The 13228-nt window shown below is 75.9% G+C and carries 12 protein-coding genes; 4 read left to right on the top strand and 8 right to left on the bottom strand.

Features of this window, described 5'->3' with window-relative positions:
• Nucleotides 1-35: 35 nt before the first annotated feature.
• The gene (locus ACFW1I_RS26610; RefSeq protein WP_384674556.1) at nucleotides 36-1091 is read right to left on the bottom strand and encodes a cytochrome P450; all 1056 of its coding nucleotides are present in this window, start codon (nucleotides 1089-1091) and stop codon (nucleotides 36-38) included.
• A 274-nt stretch (nucleotides 1092-1365) separates the two neighbouring features.
• Nucleotides 1366-1914, bottom strand: coding sequence for an FHA domain-containing protein (locus tag ACFW1I_RS26605; RefSeq protein WP_384674554.1), 549 nt, complete (start codon nucleotides 1912-1914; stop codon nucleotides 1366-1368).
• 151 nt (nucleotides 1915-2065) lie between these two features.
• Between ACFW1I_RS26605 and ACFW1I_RS26600 the strand changes: the two genes are divergently transcribed.
• Nucleotides 2066-3034 carry a GNAT family N-acetyltransferase gene (locus tag ACFW1I_RS26600; protein ID WP_384674552.1) on the top strand — a complete coding sequence of 323 codons (969 nt, stop codon included), beginning with the start codon at nucleotides 2066-2068 and terminating at the stop codon, nucleotides 3032-3034.
• Nucleotides 3035-3094: 60 nt separating this feature from the next.
• A complete protein-coding gene (gene treZ / locus ACFW1I_RS26595) occupies nucleotides 3095-4846 on the top strand; it encodes a malto-oligosyltrehalose trehalohydrolase (protein ID WP_384674550.1) in 1752 nt (583 codons plus the stop codon).
• A gap of 18 nt (nucleotides 4847-4864) precedes the next feature.
• Here treZ and ACFW1I_RS26590 read toward each other — a convergent pair whose 3' ends face one another.
• The 5 genes from ACFW1I_RS26590 to ACFW1I_RS26570 form a co-directional block, all read right to left on the bottom strand.
• Complete coding sequence (locus tag ACFW1I_RS26590; protein WP_384674548.1) at nucleotides 4865-6007, bottom strand: aminopeptidase P family protein; 1143 nt, start codon at nucleotides 6005-6007, stop codon at nucleotides 4865-4867.
• A gap of 71 nt (nucleotides 6008-6078) precedes the next feature.
• Nucleotides 6079-7050, bottom strand: coding sequence for a hypothetical protein (locus tag ACFW1I_RS26585; protein WP_384674546.1), 972 nt, complete (start codon nucleotides 7048-7050; stop codon nucleotides 6079-6081).
• A gap of 90 nt (nucleotides 7051-7140) precedes the next feature.
• Nucleotides 7141-7659: a tetratricopeptide repeat protein gene (locus ACFW1I_RS26580; RefSeq protein WP_384674544.1), complete on the bottom strand. Its 519-nt coding sequence runs from the start codon at nucleotides 7657-7659 to the stop codon at nucleotides 7141-7143.
• A 73-nt stretch (nucleotides 7660-7732) separates the two neighbouring features.
• The gene (locus ACFW1I_RS26575) at nucleotides 7733-8815 is read right to left on the bottom strand and encodes a hypothetical protein (protein WP_384674542.1); all 1083 of its coding nucleotides are present in this window, start codon (nucleotides 8813-8815) and stop codon (nucleotides 7733-7735) included.
• A gap of 85 nt (nucleotides 8816-8900) precedes the next feature.
• Complete coding sequence (locus ACFW1I_RS26570; protein ID WP_384674540.1) at nucleotides 8901-9536, bottom strand: nucleoside/nucleotide kinase family protein; 636 nt, start codon at nucleotides 9534-9536, stop codon at nucleotides 8901-8903.
• Between the two features lie 178 nt (nucleotides 9537-9714).
• On the opposite strand from ACFW1I_RS26570, the gene ACFW1I_RS26565 reads away from it, so the two are divergent.
• Nucleotides 9715-10137, top strand: coding sequence for a VOC family protein (locus tag ACFW1I_RS26565; RefSeq protein ID WP_384674538.1), 423 nt, complete (start codon nucleotides 9715-9717; stop codon nucleotides 10135-10137).
• Here the strand turns inward: ACFW1I_RS26565 and ACFW1I_RS26560 are convergent.
• On the bottom strand, nucleotides 10124-10759 hold the full coding sequence (locus ACFW1I_RS26560) for a DUF6232 family protein (protein ID WP_384674537.1): 636 nt from the start codon (nucleotides 10757-10759) through the stop codon (nucleotides 10124-10126). The two genes, ACFW1I_RS26565 and ACFW1I_RS26560, sit on opposite strands and share 14 nt — an antisense overlap.
• A 405-nt stretch (nucleotides 10760-11164) precedes the next feature.
• Between ACFW1I_RS26560 and fusA the strand changes: the two genes are divergently transcribed.
• The gene (gene fusA / locus ACFW1I_RS26555) at nucleotides 11165-13174 is read left to right on the top strand and encodes an elongation factor G (RefSeq protein ID WP_384674535.1); all 2010 of its coding nucleotides are present in this window, start codon (nucleotides 11165-11167) and stop codon (nucleotides 13172-13174) included.
• The last annotated feature ends 54 nt before the right edge of the window (nucleotides 13175-13228 follow it).

The following is a 13228-nucleotide window of genomic DNA, read 5'->3' as shown; positions in this document are numbered from 1 at the left end:
ACGTCACCCTAGCAGCGGGGCGGCACCGCGAAGAATCAGCCGTTCGGCAGGACCACCAGAGTGCGCGGGGCCCGGGTGATGAGGCCGGTCGGCGCCGGGCGGAAGCCGTCGGCGAGCCGCAGCCGGGGCATCGCCTGGAAGAGCGCGCGGACCGCGTACTCCGCCTCCAGACCGGCCAGGACGACCGCCGGGCAGAACCCGGGCCCGTAGGTGAGCTGGTGCGGGTCGTCGCGGAGCGGGTCGAAGCGGTCCGGCTCGCGGAACCGCTCGGGGTCCCGTCCGGCGGCGCCGATGAGCAGCGCGACCGAGGAGCCGCCCGGCAGGACCCCGCCGCTGACCCGCACGTCCTCGCGGGTGCGCCGGACGGCGATCTGCACCGGCGGGTCGCGGCGCAGCGACTCCGCCCACGCCCGCGCCACCAGGCCCGTCGGGGCGTCCCGCAGGGCGGCGACCTGGTCGGGGTCGGCGAGGACGTTGCCGAGGAAGGAGGCCAGCGCCTTCTCCCGGACCGCGATCTGTCCGCCGCACTCCCCGGCGAGCGCCGTCGCGGCCCGGCCCCGCACCAGCCGCATCATGTCCCGGTAGGGCACGCCGACGGCGGCGGCGACGGTCCCGGCCGGCAGCCAGTGGCAGAAGTCGGCGACCAGGTCGGCCCGTTCGCGTCCGGCGATCCGGCGGGCGAGCACGAAGGCGGTGCGTTCCGCCACGGACCGCAGCTCGCCGAGGTCCACGTCGGTGTGGGCCCGGGCGCAGGCCGGGTCGCCGGGCCGGTGCCCGTGGGTGAAGCGCGGGTCGGTGAGGGCGGCGGCCACGTCCGCGTACCGGCTGAGGACCCAGGCCCGCAGCAGCGGGTCGTACGTGAGCGGGAACTCCTCGCGCAGCCTGCGGTGCACGGGGTCCGGATCGAGGGCGGCGCCGGGGTCCAGCGGGCTCGGGGCGACGGTCCGCCCGCCGGGCGGCGCGGTCGGGTCGGCCAGGGGCCGCACCCGGCCGGGCCCGGCGGGCCGTCCGGCGGGCGCCATGACGGGCACCCGCTCCCAGGGCCCCTCGCCCGTCCGGCCTCCGGTGTCACGGTTCGGCTCGTCGCGCATCGCGCCCCCTGTCGTTCGGCCCCGGCCAGCTCGTACGGCCCGATCGGCTCGATCGGCGCGTACGGCTCGTCCGGCGGTGACGGACCGCGGCCGGAGTCGTGGCGCGCGTCCCCCCAGCCCACCACCACGCCCCCCGCACCGCCCGTCACATACCGCCGAACGGGTGAGGGAAGACCGCTCTGACCTCGCTGGTCGGCGCGGAGGGGGCAGGGCGCGGAGCGGGTCAGGGTGCTGAGCGGGTCAGGCTGCGGAGCGGGTCAGGCTGCGGAGCGGGTCAGTCGACGGAGAGCCGGAAGCTCATCTCGCCGAAGCCGACGACGTCGCCGGCCCGCACCACGACGGCACCGACGACCCGGCGGCCGTTGACGGTGGTGCCGTTGGTGGAGCCGAGGTCGCGCAGCACCCAGAGCCCGCCCTGGAGGGAGAGCTCGGCGTGCAGCCGGGACGCCGTCTCGTGGCTCAGCCGCAGCCCGTTCACCGGGTCGCGGCCGATCCGCAGCGGGTACGGCCCCGGCTGCGGCAGCAGCAGCTTCGGCAGCCGCTCGGCGTGCCAGGCGCGACGGAGCCGGGCGGTGAAGCCCGAGACGGCCTCGACGGCGCCGATCACCCGCCGGCTCCAGCCGCTCTCGCCGCGCAGGTCGGCGGTGAGCACGTCCAGTTCGTCGGGGCGGCGGGCCTGCAGGGCCCGCTCCATCCGGAAGAGGAAGGTGTCGTGCGAGAGGCGCCCCTGCGCCGCGCCCTCCCGGAGCAGCACCAGCGCGCGGTCCCGCTCGGCGTCGGTCAGCCGGGGGGAGTGCGCCGGAGGCTCGTAAGGGGTCGTCACACCGTGATTGTCCGCGCGCCCGGGCCGGACTGTCCAGAAGCGGCCCGTCCCGGGGACGTACCGGCTCCGGCACAAAACCCCGCGCCGCCTTCTCAAGATCGCTGCTACGGTCTGCGGGCTCGCTCGCACAGACCCCTGGGGGAACCACCGTATGACCGACGACCTCGTCGTCCGCCCGCTCGCCGGGTCCGAGGAGCTGGACCTGTTCCTCGGCCTCACCTACACGCTCGACCACGAACTCGCCGACGACCTCGGCACCGGCCGCCGCCGCCCCGAGTGGCTCTGGGTGGCCCTCCGCGGCGGCCGGCTGCTCGGCCGGATCGCCTGGTGGACCAACAAGGACGGCGGCGAACCGCTCGCCCTCGACTTCTTCGACCTCGACCCGGAGCTGCCGGCCGGGGAGGCGGCGGAGGTGGGCCGCCGGCTGCTGCGCACCGCGATGGCCGCCGTCGTGCCGGCCGGCACCGTGCCGCCGGAGTTCAACCGCTATCTGCCCGCCGACTGGCGGGAGGTCCCGGAGACCCGCGACCGGGTGGAGCTGCTGCTCTCCCTCCTCGCGGAGACCGGGGGCCGGCCGCTGGTCGAGCGGCTGCGCCTGGAGTGGCTGCCCGGGACGCCGGTGGCCGAGCGCACCGGCCGGCTCGCGTTCCGCCCGGTGCGGGACCGGGAGGACCTGCTGGCGCTGATGACGCCGGTGATGGAGGGCACGCTCGACGCGCACGGCCAGGCCGACCTGGGCGAGGGGCTGTCCCTCCGGGAGGCAGCCGAGCGCCACTACGACGACGAGTTCCCGCACTACGCCTCGCCACGCGAGTGGTGGCAGGTGGCGGAACTGCCGGGCACGGGCGAGCCGGTCGGCTTCGTGATCCCCGCCCGCAACAACTACAACCCGATCATCGCCTACATCGGGGTGCTGCCCGCCCACCGGGGCCACGGCTACATCGACGAGATCCTCGCCGAGGGCACCCGGATCCTCGCCGACGCGGGCATGCCGCGGGTGCGGGCCGCGACCGACCTGGGGAACGTGCCGATGGCGGCGGCGTTCGCCCGCGCCGGGTACGTGAACTTCCAGCGTCAGATCGACTACGTGTGGGACGCACCGGGCGCGTCGCCGTCCTGACTGCCAGGATGGGACCGACGTAGCCAGCCGTACGTACCGACGTCTGCGAGGAGATCCGCCGTGCTCTTCGAGGTCTGGGCGCCGCACGCCCGCGACCGGGTGACCCTGGAGCTGAACGGCGCCGGGCACCCCCTCGACCGCGACCCCCTGAGGGACGGCTGGTGGACCGGCACCGTGCCGGCCGCCGACGGCGACCGGTACGGCTTCCGCGTCGACGGCGGGCCCGTCCGACCCGATCCGCGCGGCCGCAGGCTGCCGGACGGGCCGGACGGGCTCAGTGCCGTCGTCGACCACGCGGGCTACGCCTGGCGCCACGAGCCGCCCCGGCTGCGGCTGCGCGGCGCGGTCCTGTACGAGCTGCACGTCGGCACCTTCACCCCGGCGGGCACCCTCGACGCCGCCGCGGCCCGGCTCGGGGAGCTGGCCGGGCTCGGCATCACCCATGTGGAGCTGATGCCGCTCTGCCCGTTCCCCGGGGTGCGTGGCTGGGGGTACGACGGGGTGGCGCCGTGGGCGGTGCACGAGCCGTACGGCGGGCCCGAGGCGCTGAAGCGGTTCACCGACACGGCGCACGGCCTGGGCATGGGCGTCGTCCTCGACGTGGTCCACAACCACCTGGGCCCGTCCGGCAATTACCTCCCGGTCTACGGGCCGTACTTCACCGAGACCCACCACACGCCGTGGGGCGCGGCGGTGAACCTGGACGCGCCGGGCTCGGACGAGGTGCGGGCGTACTTCCTGGGCAGCGCGCTCGCCTGGCTGCGGGACTACCGGATCGACGGGCTGCGGCTCGACGCGGTGCACGCCCTCGCCGACGACCGCGCCCTCACCTTCCTGGAGGAACTGTCGGCGGCCGTCGACGAGTTGGCGAAGGAGCAGGGCCGCCAGCACTTCCTGATCGCCGAGTCCGACCTCGCCGACCCGCGCACCACCACCCCGCGCACCCTCGGCGGCCTCGGCCTGCACGCCCAGTGGAACGACGACTTCCACCACGCCCTGCACTGCGCGCTGACCGGTGAGTCCCAGGGCTACTACGCCGACTTCGCGCGCGCCCCGATGGCCGCGCTGGCCAAGACCCTCACCCGGGTCTTCTTCCACGACGGCACGTACTCCTCCTTCCGTGCCCGGCACCACGGCCGCCCGGTCGACCGGGAGCGCACCCCCGCCCACCGCTTCCTGGGCTATGCGCAGACCCACGACCAGATCGGCAACCGGGCGCTGGGGGACCGCCTTTCGGCCTCCCTCTCCCCCGGCCTGCTGGCCTGCGCGGCGACGCTGGTGCTCACCGGCCCGTCGGTGCCGATGCTGTTCATGGGCGAGGAGTGGGGCGCCCGCACCCCCTGGCAGTACTTCACCGACCACACCGATCCGGAGCTGGCGGAGGCCGTACGGCGGGGCAGGCGGCGGGAGTTCGCGGCGCACGGCTGGGACGAGGCCGAGGTGCCCGATCCGCAGGACCCGGCGACCCGGGACCGCTCGGTCCTCGACCGGACGGAGCGCGAGCGGGACCCGCACCGGCGGCTCCTCGCCTGGCACCGCGAGCTGATCGCGCTGCGCCGCACGCTGCCCGACCTGACCGACCCGGACCTGGGCGGGGTGAAGGTCGCCTTCGACGAGGAGGCCCGCTGGCTGGTCTTCCGGCGCGGTGACGTCCGGGTGGCGGTCAACCTGGGCGAGGAGCCGGTCGCGATCCCGCTGGGCTCCAACGGCCGGGACCGGGTCCTCGCCGCCTGGGAGCCGACCGAGGCGCCCGCCCGGGCCGGGCTGCTGCGCCTCGGCGGCGAGTCGGCGGTGGTGCTCGCCGACGGGTGAGGCCCGCCGGGCGGTCCGCTACTCGACGAGGGCCATCTCGTGCGGGGTGGTGTTGAAGCGGTGTCCGGTGCCGTCCTCGGTGAGGGTGACGATGTCCTCGATGCGGACGCCGAAGCGGCCCGGCAGGTAGACGCCGGGTTCGATGGAGAAGCACATGCCGGGGACGACGGGCCGCTCCTCGCCCTCGATCATGTAGGGCGGTTCGTGGGTGGTGACGCCGATGCCGTGGCCGGTGCGGTGGATGAAGTACTCGCCGTACCCGGCGTCGGTGATGACCTTGCGGGCGGCGCGGTCGACGTCCTGGCAGGCGATGCCGGACCGCACGGCCTCGAAGCCGGCCTGCTGGGCCTCGCGGACGAGGTCGTGGACCCGGCGCTCCTCGTCGGTGGGTTCGCCGACGTGGACGGTGCGGGTGGTGTCGGAGCCGTAGCCGTGCTTGAGCCCGCCGAAGTCGAGGACGACCGTGTCGCCGCGCTCGATGACCCGCTCGCCGGCCTCGTGGTGCGGGTTGGCGCCGTTGGGCCCGGAGCCGACGACGGTGAAGTCGACCTGGGAGTGGCCGAACTCCAGGAGCAGCCGGGCGAGGTCGGCGGCGACCTCGGTCTCGCGGCGGCCCGCGAACCGCACCTTGAGGATCTCCCCGTACGCCCGGTCGGCGGCGGCCCCGGCGGCGGCGATCCGGGCCAGTTCGTGCGCGTCCTTCACGGCCCGCAGCATCGGCAGGGCCTCGGTGAGGGAGACGTACGAGGTGGACGGCAGGGCCTGCTGGAGGCCGAGGAGGTGCATGGCCCAGGCGTTGTCGCTGACGCCGAACCTGCCGTCGACGTCCAGCAGCGGGGCGGTGACGGCGTACGGGTCCTTGCCGTCGGTCCAGTCGCGGAGGGTCAGCGCGGGCGCGCCGACGGCCTTCTCCGCGTCGGGGGCCTCCAGGGTGGGGACGACGAGGACGGGGTCCTGGCCGGGGGCGATGACGAGGACGGTGAGCCGTTCGGTGATCGCGGTCGGCTGGTAGCCGGTGAGGTAGACCAGGTCGGGGCCGGGGGCGACGAGCACCCCGGCGAGCCCGGCGTCGGCGGCGGAGGCGGCCGCCCGGTCCATCCGGGCCCGGTAGTCGTCGGCGGTGAAGGGGGTGGGGGTGTCGTCGGAGTGTGCGGCCGTCATGGGTTCTCCTTCGCGGCGGCGGGCGGGCGTCCTCCAGCATCCTCCCCGCCGGGCCCGGCCGCCGCGACCGCTCAGAGCAGCCCAGGCCCCGGGCCCGGGCCCTGGGCGATCAGCCGTTCGAGCAGGTCCTGGAAGTCGTCGCCGACGACGATCCGCAGCTCGCCGCGCTCCTCGTCGTGCTCGCTGAGCTGGGTGAGCGTGCCGTCCCGCCACCAGAAGACGTAGGGGCTGATGGCGCCCGGCGTGTCCTCGTACTCGGAGGCGGCGAAGGAGGCCATCGCGCCGAGCGCCGGGATGATCGAGGTGTCCCGGATGGGGTGGAAGGCGATCTGGTGCCGGAAGGGCACCGCGACGAGGGCGCCGTGCTCGCCGAGCGGCAGTCCGGTGACCCGCTGCGCCAGGGCGTCGAGGTCGAGGACCCGGCTGGCGGTGTAGAAGGAGTCGCCGACGACGACCTCGAAGGACATGCCGTCGGCGTCGCGGACGGTCTCGTGCTCCTCGACGGGCAGTCCGCGCAGGTTCTTCAGGGCGCGGGCGCGCAGCTGGGCGGGGTCGCCGATCCGGTCGAGGGCGTCGTCGGTGAGCATCATGACGCTCTCCGGCAGGTCGAGCGCCAGCACCTCGTACAGGCCGGGGGCGAGCGTCCGGGCGTAGCCGAAGGCGCCGGGGTCGATGCCTTCGCCGTTGACGACCCGGGGGTAGAGCTGGGCGCGGATCTGCTCGGGCGGCAGCGTGTCGAGGGCGGAGGGGCCGTCCAGGGTCCGCACCACGAGGGTGACGTGACGGCGGATCAGGTCGGGCCAGACGCGGGGGCCGCGCCGGTCCCGGTGGCAGACGGCGGCGAGGTTGCCGAGGCCGAAGCGGCGCTGCTTGTCGTCCTGGACGGACGACGCGTAGACGGTGACCTCCAGGCCGAGCTCGGCGAACGCCTCGCGGACGGTGGCCCGGAAGAGCGCGGCCTCGCGCTCGGAGAAGTAGGCGAACTCCGGATCCCTCGGCGCGTCCTCGCCGTCCCGCCTGGGTCTCCTGCGCAGCCACCCCACGTCAGCCCGCCTTCCGTCGCCGTTGCGTTCAGCCTAGCGAGTGGGCCCCGGCCCGCACCGGCCGCCCGCCGAAGTCGGGGTCAGGAGCCGTCAGGAGCCGTCGGGGGCGGTGAGCAGGGCGCGGGCGTAGTGGGCGAGGGAGCGGTTGTAGCGGGGCAGCAGCGGGGCGAGGGCGCCGAGGGCGAGCGCGGCGGCCTCCCGGTCGCGGCCGGTGTCGGCGAGCGCGAGGGCGAGGAAGGCGTCCACGGCCGGGCCGAGCGCCCGCTCGTCCGCGTCGAGCCGCTCGGCGGGCAGGTCCCGCTCGACGGTGAGCAGTTCCACGCTCCGGTCGGGGCGGCCGAGGTTCCGCAGACTGCTCGCGAGCTGGATGACGGCCCGGCGGCGGCGCAGCCCGGTCAGGCCGAGGCCGAGCGCCCGCTCGTAGAGGGTGACGGCCTCGACGGGCATGCCGGTGGAGTCGTGCGCGGCGCCCCGCTCGAAGAGGGCGACGGCGTCGTCGTCCCGTTCGGCGGCGAGGTCCCCGATCCGGGCCCGGAACTCCTCGGGCCCGTACGTGTCGATCTTGTCCCAGAGGGCGGCGACCCGCTCCTCCCACCCGGTGGCGTTCATGGCGGTCACCCTACTCGGGGGGCTGGGGGCACGCGGGCCGCCGGACCGGTCGGCGGCCCCGCCGGTCAGGCGGTCAGTCGCCGCCCCCGCCGCCACCGCCGTCGCCGCCGCCACCGCCGTCGCTCCCGCCGTCGCTCCCGCCGGAGTCGCCCGCGTCGCCGCCGTCCGAGCCCCAGCCGTCGCCGCCGCCGGGTTCGTTGTCGGCGCTGCTGGTGCCGAGGTTGCTGAACCAGGGGCGGAGCCAGTCGGTGTCCACGGCGGCGGGCTCGAAGCCCTCGCTCGGGCGCCACTGGGCGGGGAAGCGGGCGAGGCCGGTGGTGTCGCCGAGGCCGAACGCGGCGGCGAAGGCGTGCGCCATGACCGCGTCCAGCGGGTCGGAGGTCTCGTGGCCGACCGGGCCGAGCGGCAGCAGCGGTCCGTCGGGGCGGTCGGAGGAGCGCCGGCGCGCGGGCCGGGCGAGGAGGGCGACCCGCCGGTCGTCGCGGAGCAGCCACGAGCTGGTGGCGCCGTACCGTCGCAGCTCCCAGCGCTGTCCGCCGACTTCGGCCTGCACGAAGCTCTTGGACTTGCGGAGTTTGCGCCGCTCCAGGCGCAGCTCGGCCAGGGTGTCGCCGACGGTGAGCGTGAGGCCGCGGGAGGGGTGGGCCTCGTCGGGGTGGAAGCCGAAGGGTGCCCGGATCCGTACGACGGGGGCGTGCGGGCCCCAGACGTCCACCCGGACCAGGCGCCGGTCGACGGCGACGGTCACGTCCCCGGCGGGCCCGGGCGCGGTCCGCCGGGCCAGCCAGAGCGGCACGCCCTCGGCGGCGGCCCGCCGCCCCAGCTCGGCGACCCGCTCGGGTCCGCCGCTCAGCCGGACGGCGAGCCGTCCCAGCTCGCGCGCGAAGTCGGCGGTCCGGCGCACCTTGAGCGGTGTGCTGGTGCCGGAGACCCGCGTCAGCGGGACGACGCCGGCGCCTTCCTCCAGCCGTTCGAGCGGGCGCTCGGACCCGCCGCCGCCGAGCCACTGCCCGCGCTGGTACGCCTCCGCCATCGCGGCCAGGTTCAGCTCGCCGAGCGGCGTGAGCCGGCCGCCCCTGCGGATCCCGGCCTCGGTCAGTTCGACCGTCCTGGCCAGCGGGTTCCGCGACCGCTCGCCGTACAGAATCTCCGTCACCCGTTCCCCCTGTCGTCAGGTACATGGTGACGGACGGCCGGGACGGGCCGTCAGGTTCCCCCCTACCCCGGTCCGCCGGAGTGCGTCAGTCCATCGGGACGACGAGGTCGGCGCGCCGGCGGCCCTCCGCGACCAGCCGGGCGTTGGCCTCGTCGGAGCGGGCCACCCACGCCTCGGCCTCGGGTCCGGCCTTGCCGAAGCGGACGTGGCGGGCGACGAGCCGGGGGACGCGGACGGCGTCGGGCAGGTCGAGGTACCAGACCTCGTCGAGGAGGGGCCGGACCGCCGCCCAGGCGCCGCTCCGGTGGAGGAGGTAGTTGCCCTCGGTGACGACGAGCGGGATCCCGGGCGGGACGGCGATCGATCCGGCGACCGGCTCCTCCAGGGCGCGGTCGAAGGCGGGCGCGTAGACGACGGTGCCGGTCTCGGGGGTCCGCAGCCGGGCGAGGAGGGCCGCGTACCCGGCGGCGTCGAAGGTGTCGGGCGCGCCCTTGCGCCCGGCGCGTCCGAGCCGCTCCAGCTCGGCGCCCGCGAGGTGGAAGCCGTCCATGGGCACGAGCACGGCGAGCCCGTCGAGCCGCGCGACGAGCCGTTCGGCGAGTGTGGACTTCCCGGCCCCGGGCGGCCCGGCGAGGCCCAGCACGCGGCGCCCCCCGCCCCGGGCGAGCCCTCGCGCCCGCTCGACGAGCCGGTCGAACCCCTGTGCGTCCATGGGTGGCATTCTCGCACCGCGGGCCCGCCCGGCACCCCTCGCGCGGACCCCCGTCCCGCCCTGTCCGGACCCGCCTCCGTCCCTCCCCCGACCCTCGTGCCGACCCTCGCCGCGTCGAGGGTCGGGGCGGCGGCGACGCGGGTCCGCGCGGGTGGGTTCCGTCCGGTTCGCGCATTACGTTGGGGTGATGCCGTCCATCGCACTCGTCACGCTCGTCGTCCGTGATTACGACGAGGCCATCGCCTTCTACACCGACGCCCTCGGCTTCGACCTCGTCGAGGACACCGACCGGGGCGGCGGCACCCGCTGGGTCGTCGTCCGCCCGCGCGGCGCGGGCGGCTTCGGCGGGATCGGGAACGCGGGTCTGCTGCTCGCCCGCGCCAGGAACGACGACGAGGAGGCCGCCGTCGGCAACCAGTCGGGCGGCCGGGTCGCCTTCTTCCTGCACACCGACGACTTCGCCCGCGACCACGAGCGGATGACGGCCGCCGGGGTGAAGTTCCTGGAGGAGCCCCGCCACGAGCCGTACGGCTCCGTCGCCGTCTTCGAGGACCTGTACGGCAACCGCTGGGACCTCCTCCAGCCGGCCGGGGCGCCTACCGGTACGTGAGCCCGGAGCCGCCCCTGCCGCCCTTGACGCGGACGACGGGGGCGTGCCGGTCCCCGTTCCCCTGGGAGCCGACCCGCTGCACCACGACCGTGAAGCTCGCCGACGGATCGTCGATCGCCTGCACGACCCGGTCGGCGATCTGCCGCGGTTCGTCGAAGCCGGGCAGGGTCACGACGGCCGTGGACCCCGCGGCCGTCTGGACGACCAGCACCGGCCGGGCCGGTGCGAACACGTCCTTCAGCGCGAAGAAGGCCAGGACGGACAGGACGACGACGAGCAGCGGAAGCGCGTCCCCGCCGGCCAGGTCGCCGCTCTGGACGGCGCTCACCCCGAGCGCGACCAGGCCGACGACGAGCAGCCACCGCAGCACGGCGTCGGGCTTGACCCGGGACACCTCGACCGAGGTCACGTGCCGCAGCGGGAGCGCCGCCGCGCCGATCCACAGCACGCCCTCGCCCACCCGGAGGTCGACCGAACGGGGGCGCAGCTTCGCCGGCCGGGGCTGTTCGAGCAGGGGCCGCCGGGTCGGCGGATCCGCCGGCGGAGCGCCGGGCGTGCCGCCGGAGCCGGGCGGCGGCCCGGGCGGTGCGGGCGGTGTACCGGGCCCGTTCGTCGTGTCCATGAGAGAGTCCCCCGTCTCCTCGCGCGTGCGTCTCGTACAGGTGTGCCAGTGTGCGCCCATTAAGCACGCGGCGGCGCTTCCTGGACAGACGAGATACGGCCACGCGCGCCGGCGCGGGAAAACCGCTGTCGCGCGCCGCCCCGGGCTCCCTACACTCCCGTCACGGCGCGCCGGACCGGCGCGCCGCAGCGAGCCGTTCGACCGACCCGAGGGGAGCCGACCATGCGTCACCAGTACGCCGTCGCCGTCCTCCCCCGCGCCCGCCGGTACGACGTGATCCTCGCCTCTTCCGCCTGCCGGTGACGGCTGCGCGCCCGTCATCGCAGGCCCGCCGACGCCTTCCCGCGTCCGGGAATCGCGCTGCCCTGTTCCGCTCCACGCAGCAGCAGCGAAAGGCACACCACCGTGCGCTACCTCCCGAACCCCCGGGTCCGCAACCTCGGCATCCTCGCCCACGTCGACGCCGGCAAGACGACCGTGACCGAGCGGATCCTCTTCCTGACCGGCGCCGTCCACAAGCGGGGCGAGGTCCACGAGGGCACCACCGTCACCGACTTCGACCCGCAGGAGCGGGAGCGGGGCATCACGATCTCCGCCGCCGCCGTCACCTGCACCTGGGCCGGCCACCGGCTCACCCTCATCGACACGCCAGGACACGTCGACTTCTCCGACGAGGTCGAGCGCGCGCTCCGCGTCCTCGACGGCGCCGTGGCCGTCTTCGACGCGGTCGCGGGCGTCGAGCCGCAGAGCGAGTCGGTGTGGCGGCAGGCCGACCGGTACGGGGTCCCCCGGATCGCGTTCGTCAACAAGATGGACCGGGCGGGCGCCGATCTGGACGCGGCCGTCGCCTCGATCCGGGACCGCCTCGGCACCGTCCCGCTCCCCGTCCAGCTGCCCCTCGGCCGCGAGGACGGCTTCCGGGGCGTCGTGGACCTGGTCCGCATGCGGGCGTACGTGTGGGAGGACGGCGTTCGGGCCGAGACGGACGTCCCGGCGGGCCTGCGCGACGAGGCGGTACGCCGCCGGCGCCTGCTGGAGGAAGCGGTGGCGGAGCTGCACCCCGACGCCCTGGACGAGTTCTGCGTGACGGGCTCGCTGGCGGAGGGGACGCTGGTCCGGGCCCTGCGGGAGCTGACCCTGGAGGGCACCGCCGTGGTGGTGCTGTGCGGTGCGGCGTACCGCGACCGTGGGGTGGAACCGCTCCTCGACGCGGTCGTCGCCTATCTGCCCGCCCCGGCCGACCGGCCTCCGGTCGGCGGGGGCGATCGGGCGGCCGATCCGGAGGCGCCGCTCGTGGCGCTCGCGTTCAAGGTGAGCGCGGCGCCGACCGGCCGGATGACGTACGTCCGCGTCTACGCGGGCACTCTCCGTCAGGGCTCCACCGTGCTCGACACGGCCACCGGCCGGACCGAGCGGATCTCCCGCGTGCTGCTCGTGCAGGCCGACCGGACGGTCGACGTGCCCGCCGGCTTCGCCGGGGAGATCGTCGCCGTGGTCGGTCCGAAGACCGTCCGCGCCGGGGCGACGCTGTGCGCCCCGGAGGCGCCGGTCGTCCTCGAACCGCCGGTGCCCGCCGCCCCGGTGGTCTCGGTGGCCGTGGAGGCGCGCCGGTCCACCGACACCGGCCGGCTGGCGACGGCCCTCGCCCGGCTCGCCGAGGAGGACCCGTCGCTGGTGGTGCGGACCGACCCGGAGACGGGCCAGACCGTGCTGTCGGGCCTCGGCGAACTGCACCTGGAGGTCGCGGTGGAGAAGCTGCGGCGCGAACGCGGCCTGGAGGTCACGGCCGGCCGCCCGCAGGTCGCCTACCGCGAGACGGTGACGAAGGGAGTGACGGGGCTGCTCTACCGGCACGTCAAACAGGACGGCGGCGCGGGCCAGTTCGCCCACGTCGTCATGGACGTCCAGCCGCTGGACGGGGCCTTCGGGGAGGAGGAGTTCGTGTTCGCGTCCGCGGTGACGGGCGGGCGGGTCCCGCAGGAGTACGTCCGCGCGGTCGAGGCCGGCTGCCGGGACGCGCTCGCCGACGGCCCGCTCGGCGGCCACCCGGTGACGGGCGTCCGCGTCACGCTGACCGACGGGGCGACCCACCCGAAGGACTCGTCCGAGCTGGCGTTCCGCGCCGCCGGCCGCTTCGCGCTCCGCGAGGCGCTGCGGTCGAGCGTGCTGACGCTGCTCGAACCGGTGGCGGAAGTGACGGTCACCGTGCCCGCCGACTCCGTCGGCACGGTCCTCGGCGACCTCGCGGCCCGCCGGGGCCGGGTCACCGACTCCGAGGTCCGCGGCGGTACGTCGGTGGTGACGGCGACGGTCCCGCTGGCCGAACTCTTCGGCTACGCGACCCGCCTCCGCGGCCGCACCCAGGGCCGCGGCACCTTCACCACCCGCCCGGCCGGCTACGCCCCGGCGCCGTAACGCCACCGCCGTGGGGGGGCGGGGGGGCCGGGGGGGGGGGGGCGGGGGGCGGCG

This window comes from Streptomyces sp. NPDC058955 (genome assembly GCF_042741435.1).
In the GTDB taxonomy this organism is placed as follows: domain Bacteria; phylum Actinomycetota; class Actinomycetes; order Streptomycetales; family Streptomycetaceae; genus Streptomyces.
This window is presented reverse-complemented; position numbering and strand designations above follow the sequence as displayed.

Excerpts from the sequence above, each read along its gene's own strand:
- ACFW1I_RS26610 (WP_384674556.1), bottom strand. The coding sequence starts at position 1,091 with ATGCGCGACGAGCCGAACCGTGACACCGGAGGCCGGACGGGCGAGGGG.
- ACFW1I_RS26600 (WP_384674552.1), top strand. The coding sequence starts at position 2,066 with ATGACCGACGACCTCGTCGTCCGCCCGCTCGCCGGGTCCGAGGAGCTG.
- ACFW1I_RS26590 (WP_384674548.1), bottom strand. The coding sequence starts at position 6,007 with ATGACGGCCGCACACTCCGACGACACCCCCACCCCCTTCACCGCCGAC.
- ACFW1I_RS26580 (WP_384674544.1), bottom strand. The coding sequence starts at position 7,659 with ATGAACGCCACCGGGTGGGAGGAGCGGGTCGCCGCCCTCTGGGACAAG.
- ACFW1I_RS26570 (WP_384674540.1), bottom strand. The coding sequence starts at position 9,536 with ATGCCACCCATGGACGCACAGGGGTTCGACCGGCTCGTCGAGCGGGCG.
- ACFW1I_RS26565 (WP_384674538.1), top strand. The coding sequence starts at position 9,715 with ATGCCGTCCATCGCACTCGTCACGCTCGTCGTCCGTGATTACGACGAG.
- ACFW1I_RS26560 (WP_384674537.1), bottom strand. The coding sequence starts at position 10,759 with ATGGACACGACGAACGGGCCCGGTACACCGCCCGCACCGCCCGGGCCG.